Raw genomic sequence first — 15,479 nt, 5'->3', positions numbered from 1 at the left:
CAAGGTCTGGGTTGATGGCGGATATCAGGCCACGGTCTGGCGGCGCGGGGCCCAGCACGGCATCGACGTCGAGACGATTACCCGGCGCCCTGCGGAGAAGGGCTTCCGTCCTTTGCCGCGCCGGTGGTGGTCGAGCGGACCTTCGGCTGGCTGATGCAACACCGCCGCCTGGCCCGGGACTACGAGGCCCTCCCGCAACGATCACGTGCCATGGTCTTGTGGGCCATGGCTAACACAATGTCCCGCGGACTGGCCGGAGAATCCACCCAAACCTGGCGCGACTAAACAGGTACATCGCAGACGATATCCGGCACTCACGGATCAGATGCCCTCTGAGAGCTGCTAACACGATCTACTGAATCGATGTCGATCAGCGCGATGATGTGAAGATCTGTCTCGTTCGGTGGTATGTGGTCAAGCCGTGGATCGTTGATGATCAGTTGTGGGAGCTACTCGAGCCGTTGCTACCGCCCCGGCCGGTGAAGGCACCCGGTCCGCGTCCGGTACCGGATCGGCAGTGCCTGCAAGGCATTTTGTACGTGTTGCGCACCGGGATCGGCTGGGAAAGACCTTCCGCAGGAGCTCGGCTTCGGGTCGGGCATGACGTGCTGGCGGCGGATCAAGCGGTGGACCGACGCCGGTGTGTTCGATGACCTGCATCGGATCCTGCTGGCGCGGTTGAACGCGGCGAACGAGCTCGACTGGTCGCGGGCGGTGATCGACGGCAGCCACATCGACGCGAAAAGGGCCTCCCAGCGGCTTGGATGTCAAGCAGCGGCGGTGTTGAGGTGGTGGGACCAGGCGGTGGTCTCGTCGTAGACGGTGCTGATCTTAAGGCAGCCATGCAGGATGCCGACGAGCCGGCTGGCGAGCTGCCGCAGGGCGGCGTTGTAGCTGGCGCCACGGGCGCGTTGCCGGTCGTAGTAGGCGCGGGCGCCAGGTGTGGCCGTCAGCGCGGAGAACGCTTGACTCATCAACGCGTCGACGAGCCGGTCGTTGTGCACGAAGCGGGCTGCGACGGTCTTCTTCTTGCCGGATGCGCGGGTGATTGGGCTCGTCGCGGCGTAGTTTTTGCGGGCCTTGGCGGTGGCGTAACGCTCGTGTGCGTCACCGAACTCCACGAGCACCCGGGCGCCAAGGATCACGCCGAGTCCGGGCTGGGACAACACGATCTCAGCGTCCGGGTGCCGACCAAAATGGGCTTCCACCTGCCCTTGCAGCGCTTTGACCTGCTCGTTGAGAGTGACCAGCATTGCCACCAACGCTCGGACTGTAGCGGCGTAGGCGGCGCTGATCGCCGCCGGCTGGGCGAGTTGCTCGCCTCGCAACGCGGCTTGGACCGTGGCAGCTTTGCTCACGGCGTCACGGCGTCGGGCCCGTGTGAGAGCCGCGCCGATCTGCGTCGAGCTCAACCGGGCGGTGGCGGTCGGATCAGGCGCCTTTCAAGCAGTTCCAGGGTGTCAGCGGCGTCGAGGTCGGCGGACGCGGCCAGCGCGGCTGGGAAGTAGTCCCGCAACGCGTGCCGCAGCCACTGAACCGCGCGGGTACGTTCCCAGATCAACGTCTTGTGCATCCGGCTGACCACCTTGACCGCCTCGGCCTCGGCGTTGTCGGGTGCGACGGGGCGTAGCTGGTGCGAGTCGGTACGCACCATGTCGGCCAGCATGTGCGCATCGGCGGCGTCACCTTTGGCCCCGGACGCCGCAAGCCGGTCGCGATACCGGGCCGCCTGCAACGGGTTGACCGCGAACACCGTGTATCCAGCGGCGATCAACGCCTGCACTCATGGACCCCGATCGGTTTCAATTCCGACCTTGACCAGTTCGACGGCGTCCACGGTGTTCTCGCCGTCGACCGTCAGGTGCTCGGCGATCATCGCGTGTAGCCGCGACTCCCTCGGGCGGCCGGGCCTTGGCCAGTCTGCGCCCGGACGCGTCCATCACCTCGACGTCGTGGTGGTCTTCCTCCCAATCGTCTCCCACGAACAGCAACACGTCTCCTACCTATCGAGCCGATCGTGGTCGGTAGCCGGTAGGCGAGAAACTCAGCGACCTAATGAAGCAGTGCTCACGCCGCAACCAAGCGGGTACGGCATCCCATCAGCGATCAACTCTCCTCGCCGACCAGCCGGGGCACGATCTTTTCCAGGACTCGACGTCCAGGGGGACCGAGTGCTCACCGATTGGCGGCTATCTACCCACCAGGAGTTGCCGAAGGACCCACTCCCAGAACTCATTTGGGGGTCCTGGGACAGGTTCGTCGCCGGTCAACCGCGCTAAACTGGGCTTCAAACAGCACCTGATCTGTGGCGGCAACGGCACCCCTATCTACGTGCTCACCAGCGGGGCGAACGTGCCCGACATCAACCGCGCGATCGACCTGCTCGACGGCTACCCGCCCGTTGCTGGACGACGCGGCCGGTCCCGTCGCAGGTTCGATGTCCTGCTCGCCGACAACGGGCTGCGACAGTGACGCCTTCCGCCAGGCGTGCCGTGAACGCGGAACCCAGCCAGTCATCCCTTGCCGCAAGACCGCCCGGATCAAAGGCCTGGGCAAGCTGCGCTACGTCGTCGAACAGACCATCGCGCTGCTGCACCACTTCCGCCGCCTCGCCATCCGCTGGGAACGACGCCTCGACATCCACGACAGCTTGGTCAGCCTCGCCTGCGCTCTCATCTGCTGGCCCGCTTGATCAAATCCCGCAACCAAAGATGGTGTTAGCGGTAGTTTGTCGGCTTCGTAACCTTCACCCACTCTGCTGCGTTGCGCCGGCTGGTGTCGGGTCGAGTGGGTGGGTGCTGGTGGTTCGTGCGGTGTGCCCGCCGGCTGCGGGTCCGTTGGAGGACTACGCCTACGGCACGAACACCGGCATCCGCGCCGTGGCGGCCGGTGAGCACGGCCACCGGGAGGAAGAGTCGTACTACGTGCGGCGTCGCTACCTCAATCCGGAGCTGGTGAGGGCCTTGGCGATCGACATCGCCAACGCCACCTTCGGCGCCCGCCGGCAGAGCATCTGGGGCGCCGGGTCGACCACCGTGGCTTCCGACTCGACGCACTTCGGGGCGTTCGACGCGAACATCTTCGCCGAGTACCACTCCCGCTACGGCGGCCGCGGTGTGCTGATCTACTGGCACGTCGACGCAAATCCATGGTGATCCACTCGCAGGTCATCAACTGCTCCGCGTCCGAGGTCGCGGCGATGATCGACGGGGCGATGCACCATGGCACCGCAATGGACGTCGAGGCCAACTACGTCGACACGCATGGCCAGTCGATCATCGGGTTCGGCCTCACCCGGCTGCTCGGCTTCGACCTGCTGCCGCGGATCAAGGCGATCAACTGGGTGAGGCTCTACCGGGCCAGCGCCAACGACGCCTACCCGCAGCTCGGCGCCGCGCTGATGAACCGGCCGATCCGCTGGCACCTGATCGCCGACCAGTACGACCAGATGATCAAGTACGCGACGGCGATCCGGACCCGGTCGGCGCAGACCGCAGCCATCCTGCGCCGCTTCCAGCAGACCAACCTGATGCACCCGACCTATCAGGCCATGTTGGGGGTCGGACGCGCGCAGCGCAGCATCTTCGTGGCTCGTTATCTCCGTGACCGGGATCTGCAGCGGGAGATCAACGCCGGGTTGAACGTGTCGGAGTCGTGGAACGCCGGTAACTCGATCATCTACTTCGGCGAGGGCGGTGACATCCCCGCCAACCGGCGCGACGAGCAGGAGTTGTCCGTGCTGTGCCTGCGGGTGCTGCAGGCCGCCGTGGTGTACGTCAACACCTTGATGGTCCAGGACGTCCTGGATGAGGACCTGGTCGAGCTGACCCCGGCCGACCGGCGCGGCCTGACCCCGCTGTTCTGGTCCAACATCGCCCCGTACGGCAAGGTCCGGCTCAACATGGCTGACCGGCTCGCCCTGCGCGCCACGACCATGCCGGATCCGGCCGGCGGCGATGATGACCCGACCACTCCGAGCAGTGAGGGACAGCCACGATGACCTCCACCCGCACCGGTGCGCACACCGCAACGTTCCGCGAGCAGTACGGCTCCTCCTTCACCGACGGCCTGACCGCGACCACCCAGGCCGCCACCGCCGGCGACTTCAAACAAGCCACGACCCTGACCGCGCGGTTCACCGCCAGGCCAGCACTTGCACCACAGCGTCGTCCGCGACGCGCTGGCCGCCGGCCTGGACTGGTGGCAGATCGGCGAGCTGGTCACCGTGCACCCGCAGGCCGCGTTCGACGCCTACGCCAACCTCGCCGATGATGCCCACACCACGGCCCGGCAACGCCCGCACCTGGCCGTGGTCTGCACCGCCGGGCTGGCCGCCGAGCACGACATGGACACCGAACACGGCATCGACCTCGACGACCTCGACCCGCAGCGCAGCTTGGCCACCGACCCCACCGTGGTGCAGCTGCGCGCAGCCGCACAGCTGCTCGGCGACGACATCTGGATCACCGTCAAACTGCCCGGCGAGTACGACGACGACCTCGACGACAACGCGGGCATCCGCCGATGGACCACCGTGGCGCTCTACCCCGACGAACTGGGCTGGCTGCGCGAGGCCCTGGCGCTGAACGCCGAGGAACCGGACGACGACGAAGACGAGGACGATGACCTGGAACCGCTGCTCTGAGCAAGGTCGAGCGCGGGCAGGATCGAACCGGCCGCCGTCGATCAGGCGGTGTCGTCGTCCTGGTGGTAGACAACGGCGCCGAGCGCCTGCCCGAGCCGGCGCATCGCGTGATCGAGGCGCAGCAGGTTGCCTGCCGTGTACGGGCGTGGCGTCCGCGCCGTCCCGTGGTCGGCGGTCACGGTCAGCGGGTGCAGCGGGTCGGCGTCGACGTTGACCGTTAGCGTCTGGGTCGACTCTTCGTCCCTCGGGTAGAGCCGCACGATCGCCGTGCCGATGGTCGTGGTGAACCCGGCGTCCATCGACCCGGACGATTCCGCCTGGGCGGCGGCGTGCTCGACCGTCAGGCCGGGCCCGGCGATCTGCATCGCCGTGTAGATCGGGCGCTTTCGTCTGAACGCGGTTCCTGCGTCGACCGTTGTACAGGATGCCATCTGTCCGATACGGACGGTCTGACAAGGGAATGGAAGACGGATGCGGAAACTGCGTACATGGAACCGGGCGTTCGCCGTGACGGTGCTCACCCTCAGCGTTGTCGTCGCCGGCCCGGCCGTAGCAGCGTCGGCCAAGCCGGCGTCGACGCAGGGCGCGGGCCCCGGGCGCTTGATCTTGTGCAACACTGCTGGGCTCGATGGGGCGGTGGCAGAGTTCCCCGGTCGCGGTGGGCTCTCCACGACCATCGTCCCGAACAACCTCTGTAACACGTTCACGCTCGGTGGTAACACCAATGAGCAGGTCGACTTCTACGTAAACAACGGCACTCGGTACGTCGCCTCGACGATCTACAACGGGAGCGTCGGCCTGACGGCGCAGACCATTCCCGGGCCCAACTTGGTGGCCTTCCCCGGCTGAGTCATTCCCGCCGGTGAACAGAAGGCCACCTCGGATCGTCGTGGAGGTCAGGCCGCTCTTGAGCGAAGGGTCGCTTCGCACTTCTAGTGACGGCTCGTGGACGCGGTCCCACTCAGAACTAAAAGGCAAGGAGAAAAGGATTGCAGCGGTCTCGCTTTTGAGCCCAATTCGCATGTTGAGCAGAAGCAGTAAACGGCAAACATTAAAGGGGTAATGGTGCGTACATTTCCCATCCATGGTCACCGCACTAGCCTGCGTGATTCATGGTGATCATTGGAGTGCGCGGGTTCTGGGTGTGTAAATAGGCGGAAGTGCCTGTCCTGTAAGGGAAACTTGTGATTGCTACATCGACAGGTTTCTCTACGAGGGAGGCACTTCCGGCGTGCAGGTCGAAGTGACCCAGGATCTGGCGTTGCTCGACCGCGCAGCTCATCCCCGCCGGCAAGGAGGGCGAGCTTTACGGCTTCCTTGCCGGCGGGGACCGTGGCGGGCGCGGGGCCGGGGACAGTTCTCCAGCCGCGAGCCGGTCACGGACGGCCTTCTCGGCGCCGAGCCATTGCTTACAACCAGCGGCAGGGCCGGTCGGCCGCGACGTCGTCGAGCACTTGGGCGAGGAACGGGTCGAGCGGCGGCGCCATCGTCGTCGTGTTCGTGCGTTCCGCCCTGCCGCCGTTGCTGCGGAGCCGGCGGTGATGCACAGCTCGGCGAGCGCGGTGGCGGACAGCACCGACCCACGGACCGCGGCGCTGTCGTCGTGCTTGGCCTCGTCGGGACGCAGACCCAGCTTTCGTCGCCTGACCCATGCGATGCGGGGTAGGCCGCCCGACTGAAAGTGATTGCTGTGCGCATCGCCGACCCGCGGTCCACACCGGAGCGCGGCGACGCTAAGGCCGACCTCGACGCGTGGCGGCGGTTGTCCGACCGGGGCTGCGGTGGGCGTCGTGGTCCCCGCAGCCCCGGCCGTGCCGGGTGGTCAGCCGCCCACCGTGAGGGCCTGCCCGGTGACCGTGATACCGGCGGCGAAGGTCGCGACCTGTTGGTCAGTGAGCCTCAGCGGGGCGGGAACGTCCACCAGAATGTTGTGACCGCGGGAGTCGGGGAAGATCAGCCAACGCGTGGCCGACAGCTTTCCCGGAGCCTCGAGAGGATGACCCAGCAGGCCCACCTTGCCGTTGATGTCCACCTTCTCGAGCGGCGATTCGTCCGGGAAGTGGGACCCGCTCTGCAACGACACCGAGATGCCGTCTTGGCCGAACGTGGCATTCCGGCTCGGTACGCCCGGACCGGCGCTCGGCGCCGGACTGTTGTTCACGCCGGGGGGCGCCACAACGAACGACCACTCGTCGGAGGAGAGCACCTGCCAGTCCTTCGGCACGGTGCTGACCTTGAAACCGGCCGGCTGCGTGCCGGCGTAGGTCACCAGTTCCAGCCGCATCGGCTGCGCCGTCGAGCCGGCCGGAGGTCCGGCCGGTCGGCCGATCTGATCGGCACCCACCACCACGACGGCCACCGCGGCGAGCACCGCGCCGGACAATGCCAGCCGCTGCCGTCGTCGCCGGCTGACGGCGTGGCGTCCCCGGGCCACATCGGCGGCGACGGCGTCCGGGCTGGTGTGAACGGGCGTGACGGCGTGCGGAAGGTTCCGCAGGACGTCCAGTACATCTGGCATATCGGTATCTCTCATTCCGTAGAATCTGATCGATCAGGCGAAGTGGTGCGCATGGGCGGGAAACAAGGTGCGCAGCCGGTCCAGCCCGCGCGCGCTCTGGCTCTTGACGTTCCCCTCGGTGCAGCCCATGGCATCGGCGGTCTCGGCGATGCTGAGCCCTTCGACGTAGCGCAGCACGACTGCCGCTCGCATGCCCGGCGGCAGCGTGGCCAGCAGCGCGAGGGCCGTCGTCGTGTCATCGGCGGAGTCGTCGACGGCGACCTCCGGAACCTGCGCCCACACCTGTTCGCGGCGGCGGAACAAGCTACGGCGCTCATCGATCGCCGCGTTGACGACACACCGCCGCGCGTACGCGTCGGCGGTGTCCTTCCGCAACTTCGGCCACGACGTGTAAAGCCGCACCAGCGCCGTTTGTACGATGTCCTCGGCTTTGGCCAGGTCCCCGGAGACCAGCAACGCGGCCACGCGTACCAGTCCGGAACGCCGTGCCGTCACAAACTCGGTGAACCCGTGATCCCGCTCGGATGGCCGTCCCACAGTCACCAACCTTTCGTAGTCTGGCTGATCGGACGCCCCTAATACGGGATTGCCGGGCGAAAGGTTGCACGACGGCGCCAGCCACTCCACACCTACAGAGGGAACCACCAACGCCACCTGACCACGCAGATGCCGGCCGCTGGAAAGGCGGCCGGCGCGCGAGGTTCCGGTGTCCGGTCAGAGGCAGTACACGTCCTTGGCCGGCATCTGACCGCGGGCGAGGAACGCGTCGGTGGCCCGGTCGGCGCACTCGTTGCCGCTGGCGTACACGTAGTGGCCGCCGTTGTCCGCGCCGACGAAGGCGGCCCGCCCGCCCAGTGCCTTGCGCATGCCCAGCCCGGTCTCTCACGGCGTGGCGTGGTCGCGGCGGTTCTGCAGGATCAGGTTGCGGGCGCCGTGCGCGGTGACCTTGACCGGCGGCTCGATCGGCCGGGACCGGAAGGCGCAGGGCCAGATGTTGGCGGGCGTACCGGCGGTCAGCGGGAACCTCCGGCGGTCGGCGGCGACGGCCCGCTTGTACCCGGCGATGTCGTGCGAAGCGGTGGCGTCACCGCAGACCAGCGCCACGGTCATGCTGATCTGGTTGTCGGCCGGTACGCCGGGCTCGTCCGGAGTCTCGGCGAAGACCCGCTGGAGCACGGCCACGTCGGCCTCGGCCGGCGACCGGCCCGCGGCGAGAGTGGCCGCGGCCTTCCAGAACTGGGTGAGCGTGGGCAGCGTGTCGTTGTGCAGCAGCACGTGACGCCGCGCAGGATCACGCCGTCGATCGCGATCGGGGTGCCGGGCACCTGGGCTGGTGTGCGGTCCAGATGGTCGGCCAGGGCGAGATAGGTACGGGTGACCTGCGGAACCGTCCGGCCCAGGCCGAGCCGGGCGTGATCGGCGACGGCAACCTTCGCGGCGTCCGGGAACCGGTCGGCCATGCCCTGGCCCTACGACTGCCACTGTCTCTGCCAGACCCGCGCGGGGTCGACGTTGCCTTCCAGGATCATGCGGTAGGTGTGCCACGGGAACAGCGAGGCGTAGACGGCCCCGAGGTAGGTGCCGTAGGACTGGCCCCAGCTCTGCGGGGTGCTGTGCCCGACGCCGCGCGGGTCGAAGCCGATCAGGTCGTAGGCGTCGAGCACCTCCCGGGGCAGTACGGACGCCATCTGGGTGGGCATGGCCAGACCGGCCAGCGCCGGGCCGCCCGAGTTCAGCACCAGGTAGCCGCGACGCTTGCCCGGCACGGCGGTGGACAGGCGGGACACCGCCACACTGATGGTGCGGCCCTGGGGTTGCCGGTAGTCGAGGGGGCGCGGTCACGGTGCCGCAGGTCTCCTGGGCGGCGCTCGCGGGGCACGCGCCCCACGCGATCGCCGGGGAGGTGCCCGCTTCGGCCTCCGGCAGGTTCGCGAGGGCAGCGGGCTCAGATGCGCCATCAACTGCACCAACTCAGCCGCACCGCCCGGCGAGTAACCCGACCGCTCGAGCACAGCGCAAATCCATCTACATGAGACGAAAGAGGTCCGGTCACCACCACAGGCTGTTGACCGTCGCTGATCTTGCAGACGATGCCGTCGTTCAGGTTGCCGATGAGCGTGGCGCGGAGAGGCCCCGCCCGTGACCAGCGGGCGGGGCCTTGGTCGGCTTGGTGCCGGGGTGTTCGGTGTGGTGGTGGTGCCGGTCAGTCGGCGCCGGTTTCGGAGATGGCGATTCGGGCGGCCTTTTCGTCGACGATGGTGCTGTTGCGGGCGAATGCTGAGGTGAGTGCGTTGTCGGCGAGGTTGTTGATCGCGCGGGGTAGCCGCGGGAGGCGTTGTGGATCAGCGTGATCGCGTCGTGGCTGAACAGGGTGTCGCTGCGTCCGGCGATCTTCGCGTGGTGGGTGATGTAGTCCGCGGTGTCGGTGGCGGTCATGCTGGCCAGGGCGTAGCGCACGGAGATCCGCTGGTCGAGGGCGGCGAGCACGCCGAGGCGTAGCCGGTGTCGCAGTGTGGGTTGTCCGACGAGCAGCGCGGCGAACGGCGCGCCGGAGTCCATGTCGTGGTTGGTCAGCATGCGTATCGCTTCGAGTTGGGTGTTGTCGAGCAGGTGCGCCTCGTCCAAGATCACGATGGGGGTGCGGCCGCGTTCGGCGTGCTCGGCGGCCAGTGCCGCCGCGGCTTGTGGGACCAGTGTCGCGGTGTAGAAGCTGGGCACCTGCCCGAGTGCGGACACGAGGTGGTGCAGCATGCCGCGTACTCCGACTGACGGGTTGGGTAGGTAGATCACCACGTGCCGGGAGGTTTCCAGCGCTGCGGTCGCGGCCCGCACGGCCACGGTTTTCCCCGCGCCGACTTCGCCGGTGATCACGCCGAGGGCGTGCTGGTCGATGCACCAGCCGATCCGGGCGACGGCTTCGGCGTGCCCGTCGTGGCGGTGCAGCATCGACGGGGCGAGACTGCGGCCGAACGGCATCCTGGTGAATCCCCAGTGGGCTTGCAGACGGTTGATGCTCATACCTGCGCCTGCTTGGTGACGTCGTCGTTCACGGCGTCGTCGATGGTGAGTTGCCCGGCGAGCTGGTCGCTGTCCGGTGGCGGGGTCAGCCTGGCGGTCACCAACCCGCCCGGCCCGACCGCGTCAGCCGGCCACCCTCGAGCGGCAGCGCTGATCATGCTGCGCTGGCCCCGCCCGGCCACGACAGCACCGGGACACGACGCCAACAGCCTGCTCAGCACCTGCCAACAGCACCTGGCCGACAACGGCAGCACCATCGTCGTCACAGCCGCCACCGCCGGAGCCGCCGGAACCAGCTACGGCGAACACGAGCAGGTCCTGCTGCCCGCCGCGCAGGCCGCCGGCCTGCGGCACCTGCACGACATCGTCCCGCTTGACGCAGACGAAGGCCGGGACGTCTTCACCTATGCGACCGCCCGCGACACCACGGCGTCGAGCCACGGCAGCGACTCTGACACCCCGCGACAGATCACCAGCACCACTCTGGTGATCTTCGGTCATCCGGAGAGACGGCCGTGACACCCCGCGACAGCCATGGCAGTGATCTTGGCGAGGGGCGACAGAACCGGCGACGTGGTCCTGTCACCCGCGTCACGGCGGCCGGGCAGCGCGACAAGGACATGTCGCCCAGCGACAGGGACGACAGGCCGACCCCGCAGGCAAATGAGTCACGTTACGGTTCCGCGCCCGCAGCCGTCCCGCGCCTGCAACGCCCCGGCTGGACGCACGGCGACAACCAGGCCATCCACCCGACGTTGACCCGGCCCGACCTTGTCGCCATCACTCCAGAACAGCGCAAGCAGATCGTCGCCGTCCTCACCTCGATGATCTTGGATTTCGTCCAGCGGCGCGAGCGTAGACCCAGGGTGGAGCTGAGGTTACGGCATACGAACTCTTCGATCATTGCTCAGGGCTCTGACCTGGAGCTTCCTTTGGTGGGTGAGCGTCCGCCTGCGCTGCTGCCGCGCAGGCCTGTTCGAGGTGTTGCTCCTGGCGCCAGCTGACGATCATGTCGGTGAGCAGCGAGACGAATTCGGCTCGTTGCTCAGGGGTCATGGCGGTGGTCTTCGGCGCGGTCAGGGTGAGCTCGGTTAACGGAAACGGTCACCGATCCGTTCACTGGCCGCGGTCATCAACACCTTGACACCGCGAACTGCAGGGCTTGCACCTCCGCCTTCTCGTCGTCATCGGTGAGGGATTGCAGGTAGGTGCCGAGTACGTCCGTGATGCGGTGCTTCAGAGCGGTGGTCATGCGGTTGTGGTTCCGGTCGATGAAGGCCTGCACCCCGGCGAACTGGCCGCTGTCGGTGCGCTTGCCGGCGAACTTCTTGTTCTCGCCTGGTGCAGCGCATCCATCAGGTCCACCAGGACATCGCGGGTCCCGGCGGCTTCGGACCTCGCGTCGGTGACGTCGGCGGTGTCTGCCTTGATCAGGTCGGCGAGCGCCGAGGTGTCTGCCTCGCCCTGATGCAGCAGCTGCCCGGCCGTCGCGACCAGGAATTCCGGCCGGTCCAGCTCCGGTGTGGCGAGGTAATGCCGGACCGTGCCCGGCAGGCCCTGCTGCCGCAGCTGGACCTCCGGCAGCAGCAGCTGCGCATCCGGCGCATCCGGCACATCCTCGCCCATCTTGCGGACCCGGTTCTCGAAGTCGGTGGACTTGACGACCTCCGCCCGGGCGTCCATCAACTCGCGCTGCCGCTGCGGATTCTCCTCCAGCAGCACCTCCAGCGCCTCTTCCGGCGCCCGGTCCAGCGCCACCGCCTGCTCCTGCTCGACGGCGGACCGGTGCGCCTGCGCATCCATCCGCTCGTACGTCTCGGCCGACCGGCCGTCGCGGCGATCACCCGGGCGGCGAAGCCGGAACGGACGCCCCGCAGCCGTCTCGGAGCCGTCGGCCGCATGCCACGCCACGGCACGGTAGCGGTCCAGCACCGCCGCCGTGTCGGAGTCGACCGTGCTCCAGGTCACGACCGTCGCGCGCCGACCGGCCAGACGGAACAACTGCAGCGACCGCTTCAGGTCCCGCAGATCGGCCGCCGCGGGCCGCCCACCGCGTTCGGCCACCGGCAGGTGCAGAGCCGGCACACCCGGCGTCCCTGTCAGCACTTCCCGCCAGACCACCGTCGAGCAGCGCGCGCATTCCCGGCGCGGACGGACGCGACCACGCCGGATTCGCGCCGACCAGTGAGTACAGGGCCGGCAGCGCCGCCACCGGACGATCCCGCCGGGCCGTGAACCGTTCATACGCCGCCGACACCGGCGTCGCCGGCTCGGGCGAGGCACCGGTCAGGAAATCGGTGAGCGTCACCGCCACCGCGTCCGCGCCGGCACCCCTCCCCGGCGAAACCTCGGGGACGACGAGATGATCATCGCGAATGTCGAGGTGTTCGGCGAGGGGACGGCCCTGCCGGTCGGCCAGGCTCCGGGCCAGCGCATCGATGTCCCGGACGCCGGCGAAGCCACGGTACATGTCCGGGAAGACCACCGGATCGAAACCCTCGTCGGCCAGCAGCCGATGAAGCACCAGGCCGACATTCAGCCGGGCGTTGCCCCGCGAATGGAAACGGCCGATCTGCAACACGACGACCGTCTCAGCGATGGTACGCAACTTGTCGAACCATCCGGTGGCCTCCCCGATCACCGCGTAGTGCCGGTCCAGGACCCGGCCGACCAGGCCCGGCGCCTCCTCGGCGGAGTAATTCGCCGTCAACACCGGCCCACCCGGGCGGCTGGTGTCCAGCCGGCAGACCCAGCTTCACAATTTGCTGCTCGACGTCAGCGCTCACCCCCGCCGCGACAAGGTTGTCCCACAACCCACCAACACCCGCACCGGCAAGCACATCCGTCAGAACCGGACCAACCCGCCGCAGCAGCCCCCGCAACGCCTCCTGCCGCACAACCAACCCACCGGCCGTCTCCGGCACACCCGGCCGAACAACACCCGGCCGATCACCCATCAACGCCATGAACGCCGACGGGCCACCACTGCCATGACCGTAAAAGCCGTATCCCGGCGGATCGGCCCGCTCACCACCAGGGGCCGCCGACCCACCAGACGAACCCAAGAAATCATGCGAATCAACCGTCCACTGCCCCCTGCCCGACGACGAACCCAGCACCGAAGAACCCGGCAAAAACGAACCAAGATCCGAACGATGCCGGCCACCTCGGCGGCGAGCTTGGCCTGTTGCTCACGTAACTCGTCGAGGGTGCCCGACGTGGCCGCTTCACGGGCGGCGATCAGGTCGAGGACGGTTGCGGTGTTCACGCCCGATCACCGCCAGGACGGTGTGCTCGTGCCGGTCAACCGGCGCACGAGGTTAGCCGCCGATGCCCACAGCGTGCGCGACACCGACGACTCCGGGCGGCTCTCGTACTCACGCACCAGGCGGCGATGCAGCATCAACCTGCCGTTGACCTGCTCGACCACCCACCGTCTCGCGATCGGCACGAACCCGGGCCCGGTGTCGGGCCGCTTGACCACCTCGACGTCGACACCGAGCAGGGCGCCGTGGATACCCAGGTCGTGCTTGAACCCGGCGTCCACCCACGCCCGGGTGACCGTCGGGGTGTGCTCGACAACCTTGTCCAGCAAGCGGACGCCGATCACCGTGTCGGTGACCGACGCCGCGGTCACCACCACCGCGATAATCAGTCCGAGCGCGTCGACGGCCAGCCCCCGTTTACGGCCCGGCACCTTCTTCCCGGCGTCCTTGCCGGTGGTCGCTGCCGGAACATGGTTGGCGGCGCGGATCGACTGGGTGTCCAAGATGATCGCGGACGGATCTTCCCGGCGGCCGGCCTTCTCCCTGGCCTGGCAGCGCAGCAGATCATGGATCGCCTGGTCGGTGCCGTCGTCACGCCACACCGCGAAGTAGTAGTACGTCGCGGACTTCGGCGGTAGGTCATGCGGCAGATACGCCCACTGACACCCGGTCCGGTTCTGATAGAAGATCGAGTTCAGGATCTCCCGCAACGAGTAGCGGCCCTGATGCCCGGAGACCGACGGATGCTTCGCTTTCCACGCGTCCAGGAAAGGGCCTACCACCGCCCACTGCTCATCGGTGAGATCGCTGGGATACGCCTTCCGTTCGCCCATGACCTGGACAACCAGCACGCCCACCGGTCAGACACCGGCGTAGCCCAAAGGTCACGACATCGAGCGATGACGAACTACGGAAAGCTCACAAACCGCCCTCTGAGGGAGCCGGAAGGTAGCTCCTTCCGGCCACCCGACCAGTGAGATCACATCAGAAAGGTTTGATGTTAATCCAGGCCACGCATGGAGGAGTCGGGAACCCCTTATTGGTGCCCCTCGGATAGTCCACGGTTGTCCCGTTGCAGTCTACAAAGGTGATGTCATTGTTGCCGGTACGGAGGTAAGTCATCCAGCTTGAAACGCCCTGTACACCCCTGAACCAGTTTTTCCCGCGGCCCGCGAAGCAAGTGAGGGCGCCGCCTCCATTGCTGGGGTGCCAGGTTACCTGGACGAAGTTGGGATCGCCGCAAGTAACCTCGGACGCAGAGGCGGCCGTTGGTGGCAGCAGGACTGTTGCGAGTGCGACGGCAGCGATGCCCGCGCTGGCTAGTCTCATCTTGTTCATTTGTTGACCCCATTTCTGAATCAGAGTGGGCGTCCGAACAGTCCGTCACCGACACGATTGAACGCTGCGCCTTGCCTCGGGCGCTCCGCCCCGTCGCGACGCTCCTGTTCGCTACACTGCACTTCCGAAGTGCAGATCGTTGTTCTTGAAACGCCTGAGCGAGGCCGCCAGTTCAAAGCCCACCTGCTTCGGGCTCTATTGCCGGTTGCTGACGGAGCCTGACCTGCCCTTTAGTGATCTGTGACAAATGTCACCATGCGATGATCGGTCCGATTGCGGTATAGGGTGCCACCACGCCAATCGTCAATGAATTTTGGCGGTCGCCACGACGCCATTGTCGTGGCATGCCAGCCTCGATCGCGGGGACCGTTCTCAGCCTCGATCCGCCGATGTAGTTGTTGCTGATGTTTGAGAGTCATTACTTCAATGGCTGGTGATAGCGGGTAGGCTGCCGCCGGACACGTTCATCGGCTTGCTCCTTCGGGGTTGCTCTCGGCGCTTCGACGGGTGTGGCCAGGTCCCCTGGTTCAGTCCGGTATGGGGGTTTTCAGTCAGGGGTGGTCGCGGTGAGTTCCCCCCGTTTCGACGGAGCGGTGGTTACCTGCTTCCGGTCGGGGCAGGGGTGAGGTTATCTGGCTCGGTCTGGGTGTGCCAGGCGGTCTCGTATTCGTCCGGGCTCAGGTAGCCGAGTTCC

At 67.3% G+C, this 15,479-nt stretch carries 18 protein-coding genes and 3 pseudogenes; 9 read left to right on the top strand and 12 right to left on the bottom strand.

Annotation, left to right across the window (positions count from 1 at the left end; translation table 11 throughout):
• Positions 1 to 383: 383 nt before the first annotated feature.
• A complete protein-coding gene (locus QSK31_RS49075) occupies positions 384 to 653 on the top strand; it encodes a transposase (RefSeq protein ID WP_352244810.1) in 270 nt (89 codons plus the stop codon).
• A gap of 114 nt (positions 654 to 767) precedes the next feature.
• Here QSK31_RS49075 and QSK31_RS47555 read toward each other — a convergent pair.
• Positions 768 to 1,991: pseudogene (locus QSK31_RS47555) on the bottom strand (IS110 family RNA-guided transposase).
• A gap of 64 nt (positions 1,992 to 2,055) precedes the next feature.
• Between QSK31_RS47555 and QSK31_RS47550 the strand changes: the two are divergent.
• The 4 genes and pseudogenes from QSK31_RS47550 (at position 2,056) to QSK31_RS47530 (ending at position 4,645) form a co-directional block, all read left to right on the top strand.
• Positions 2,056 to 2,472, top strand: coding sequence for a transposase (locus QSK31_RS47550; protein ID WP_285691806.1), 417 nt, complete (start codon positions 2,056 to 2,058; stop codon positions 2,470 to 2,472).
• The gene (locus tag QSK31_RS47545; RefSeq protein ID WP_285691805.1) at positions 2,438 to 2,692 is read left to right on the top strand and encodes a hypothetical protein; all 255 of its coding nucleotides are present in this window, start codon (positions 2,438 to 2,440) and stop codon (positions 2,690 to 2,692) included. The genes QSK31_RS47550 and QSK31_RS47545 overlap by 35 nt, the downstream gene beginning before the upstream one ends.
• A gap of 19 nt (positions 2,693 to 2,711) precedes the next feature.
• Positions 2,712 to 4,000 (top strand): annotated as a pseudogene (locus tag QSK31_RS47535) (Tn3 family transposase).
• A 153-nt stretch (positions 4,001 to 4,153) separates the two neighbouring features.
• On the top strand, positions 4,154 to 4,645 hold the full coding sequence (locus QSK31_RS47530; RefSeq protein ID WP_285691802.1) for a hypothetical protein: 492 nt from the start codon (positions 4,154 to 4,156) through the stop codon (positions 4,643 to 4,645).
• Between the two features lie 41 nt (positions 4,646 to 4,686).
• Here the strand turns inward: QSK31_RS47530 and QSK31_RS47525 are convergent, their stop codons facing one another.
• Positions 4,687 to 5,010, bottom strand: coding sequence for a hypothetical protein (locus tag QSK31_RS47525; protein ID WP_285691801.1), 324 nt, complete (start codon positions 5,008 to 5,010; stop codon positions 4,687 to 4,689).
• A 106-nt stretch (positions 5,011 to 5,116) separates the two neighbouring features.
• Here QSK31_RS47525 and QSK31_RS47520 point away from each other — a divergent pair, with 106 nt between their 5' ends.
• Both QSK31_RS47520 and QSK31_RS49385 read left to right on the top strand, forming a co-directional pair.
• Positions 5,117 to 5,494 carry a hypothetical protein gene (locus tag QSK31_RS47520; RefSeq protein WP_285691800.1) on the top strand — a complete coding sequence of 126 codons (378 nt, stop codon included), beginning with the start codon at positions 5,117 to 5,119 and terminating at the stop codon, positions 5,492 to 5,494.
• Positions 5,495 to 5,723: 229 nt separating this feature from the next.
• Positions 5,724 to 5,795 (top strand): annotated as a pseudogene (locus tag QSK31_RS49385) (hypothetical protein); the annotation flags it as partial.
• A gap of 672 nt (positions 5,796 to 6,467) precedes the next feature.
• On the opposite strand, the gene QSK31_RS47515 reads toward QSK31_RS49385, so the two are convergent.
• From QSK31_RS47515 to QSK31_RS47490, 6 genes are all read right to left on the bottom strand, one after another.
• Entirely contained in the window at positions 6,468 to 7,163 is a 696-nt protein-coding gene (locus QSK31_RS47515) for a hypothetical protein (protein ID WP_285691799.1), read from the bottom strand.
• 33 nt (positions 7,164 to 7,196) lie between these two features.
• Positions 7,197 to 7,658 carry a sigma-70 family RNA polymerase sigma factor gene (locus tag QSK31_RS47510; RefSeq protein WP_285691807.1) on the bottom strand — a complete coding sequence of 154 codons (462 nt, stop codon included), beginning with the start codon at positions 7,656 to 7,658 and terminating at the stop codon, positions 7,197 to 7,199.
• A gap of 219 nt (positions 7,659 to 7,877) precedes the next feature.
• A complete protein-coding gene (locus tag QSK31_RS47505; protein ID WP_285691797.1) occupies positions 7,878 to 8,030 on the bottom strand; it encodes an alpha/beta hydrolase in 153 nt (50 codons plus the stop codon).
• A gap of 15 nt (positions 8,031 to 8,045) precedes the next feature.
• The gene (locus QSK31_RS47500) at positions 8,046 to 8,438 is read right to left on the bottom strand and encodes a hypothetical protein (protein WP_285691796.1); all 393 of its coding nucleotides are present in this window, start codon (positions 8,436 to 8,438) and stop codon (positions 8,046 to 8,048) included.
• Positions 8,439 to 8,632: 194 nt separating this feature from the next.
• On the bottom strand, positions 8,633 to 8,950 hold the full coding sequence (locus QSK31_RS47495; protein WP_285691795.1) for an alpha/beta hydrolase family protein: 318 nt from the start codon (positions 8,948 to 8,950) through the stop codon (positions 8,633 to 8,635).
• A 313-nt stretch (positions 8,951 to 9,263) separates the two neighbouring features.
• Positions 9,264 to 10,181 carry an ExeA family protein gene (locus tag QSK31_RS47490; protein ID WP_285691794.1) on the bottom strand — a complete coding sequence of 306 codons (918 nt, stop codon included), beginning with the start codon at positions 10,179 to 10,181 and terminating at the stop codon, positions 9,264 to 9,266.
• Between the two features lie 156 nt (positions 10,182 to 10,337).
• On the opposite strand from QSK31_RS47490, the gene QSK31_RS47485 reads away from it, so the two are divergent.
• A complete protein-coding gene (locus QSK31_RS47485; RefSeq protein ID WP_285691793.1) occupies positions 10,338 to 10,700 on the top strand; it encodes a hypothetical protein in 363 nt (120 codons plus the stop codon).
• Positions 10,697 to 11,185, top strand: coding sequence for a hypothetical protein (locus QSK31_RS47480; RefSeq protein ID WP_285691792.1), 489 nt, complete (start codon positions 10,697 to 10,699; stop codon positions 11,183 to 11,185). The genes QSK31_RS47485 and QSK31_RS47480 overlap by 4 nt, the downstream gene beginning before the upstream one ends.
• A 244-nt stretch (positions 11,186 to 11,429) precedes the next feature.
• Here the strand turns inward: QSK31_RS47480 and QSK31_RS47475 are convergent, their stop codons facing one another.
• The 4 genes from QSK31_RS47475 to QSK31_RS49070 form a co-directional block, all read right to left on the bottom strand.
• Positions 11,430 to 12,266, bottom strand: a complete 837-nt coding sequence (locus QSK31_RS47475; RefSeq protein WP_285691791.1) for a hypothetical protein — start codon at positions 12,264 to 12,266, stop codon at positions 11,430 to 11,432.
• Between the two features lie 871 nt (positions 12,267 to 13,137).
• Complete coding sequence (locus QSK31_RS47470; RefSeq protein WP_285691790.1) at positions 13,138 to 13,449, bottom strand: hypothetical protein; 312 nt, start codon at positions 13,447 to 13,449, stop codon at positions 13,138 to 13,140.
• 6 nt (positions 13,450 to 13,455) lie between these two features.
• Complete coding sequence (locus QSK31_RS47465) at positions 13,456 to 14,280, bottom strand: IS5 family transposase (protein WP_352244814.1); 825 nt, start codon at positions 14,278 to 14,280, stop codon at positions 13,456 to 13,458.
• A 151-nt stretch (positions 14,281 to 14,431) separates the two neighbouring features.
• Positions 14,432 to 14,776 carry a beta/gamma crystallin domain-containing protein gene (locus QSK31_RS49070; protein WP_352244812.1) on the bottom strand — a complete coding sequence of 115 codons (345 nt, stop codon included), beginning with the start codon at positions 14,774 to 14,776 and terminating at the stop codon, positions 14,432 to 14,434.
• Positions 14,777 to 15,479: the final 703 nt, after the last annotated feature.

Origin of the sequence: Actinoplanes sp. NBRC 103695 (assembly GCF_030269485.1) — a bacterium.
GTDB lineage: Bacteria > Actinomycetota > Actinomycetes > Mycobacteriales > Micromonosporaceae > Actinoplanes.
The sequence above is the reverse complement of the archived record's forward strand: the minus strand, read 5'-3'. Positions and strand labels throughout refer to the sequence as shown.

Bases quoted from the DNA above. Each gene is read 5' to 3' on its own strand.
- QSK31_RS47550 (WP_285691806.1), top strand. From the start codon at position 2,056: ATGAAGCAGTGCTCACGCCGCAACCAAGCGGGTACGGCATCCCATCAG.
- QSK31_RS47545 (WP_285691805.1), top strand. From the start codon at position 2,438: ATGTCCTGCTCGCCGACAACGGGCTGCGACAGTGACGCCTTCCGCCAG.
- QSK31_RS47525 (WP_285691801.1), bottom strand. From the start codon at position 5,010: ATGCAGATCGCCGGGCCCGGCCTGACGGTCGAGCACGCCGCCGCCCAG.
- QSK31_RS47520 (WP_285691800.1), top strand. From the start codon at position 5,117: ATGCGGAAACTGCGTACATGGAACCGGGCGTTCGCCGTGACGGTGCTC.
- QSK31_RS47515 (WP_285691799.1), bottom strand. From the start codon at position 7,163: ATGCCAGATGTACTGGACGTCCTGCGGAACCTTCCGCACGCCGTCACG.
- QSK31_RS47505 (WP_285691797.1), bottom strand. From the start codon at position 8,030: ATGCGCAAGGCACTGGGCGGGCGGGCCGCCTTCGTCGGCGCGGACAAC.
- QSK31_RS47490 (WP_285691794.1), bottom strand. From the start codon at position 10,181: ATGAGCATCAACCGTCTGCAAGCCCACTGGGGATTCACCAGGATGCCG.
- QSK31_RS47485 (WP_285691793.1), top strand. From the start codon at position 10,338: ATGCTGCGCTGGCCCCGCCCGGCCACGACAGCACCGGGACACGACGCC.
- QSK31_RS47465 (WP_352244814.1), bottom strand. From the start codon at position 14,280: ATGGGCGAACGGAAGGCGTATCCCAGCGATCTCACCGATGAGCAGTGG.
- QSK31_RS49070 (WP_352244812.1), bottom strand. From the start codon at position 14,776: ATGAGACTAGCCAGCGCGGGCATCGCTGCCGTCGCACTCGCAACAGTC.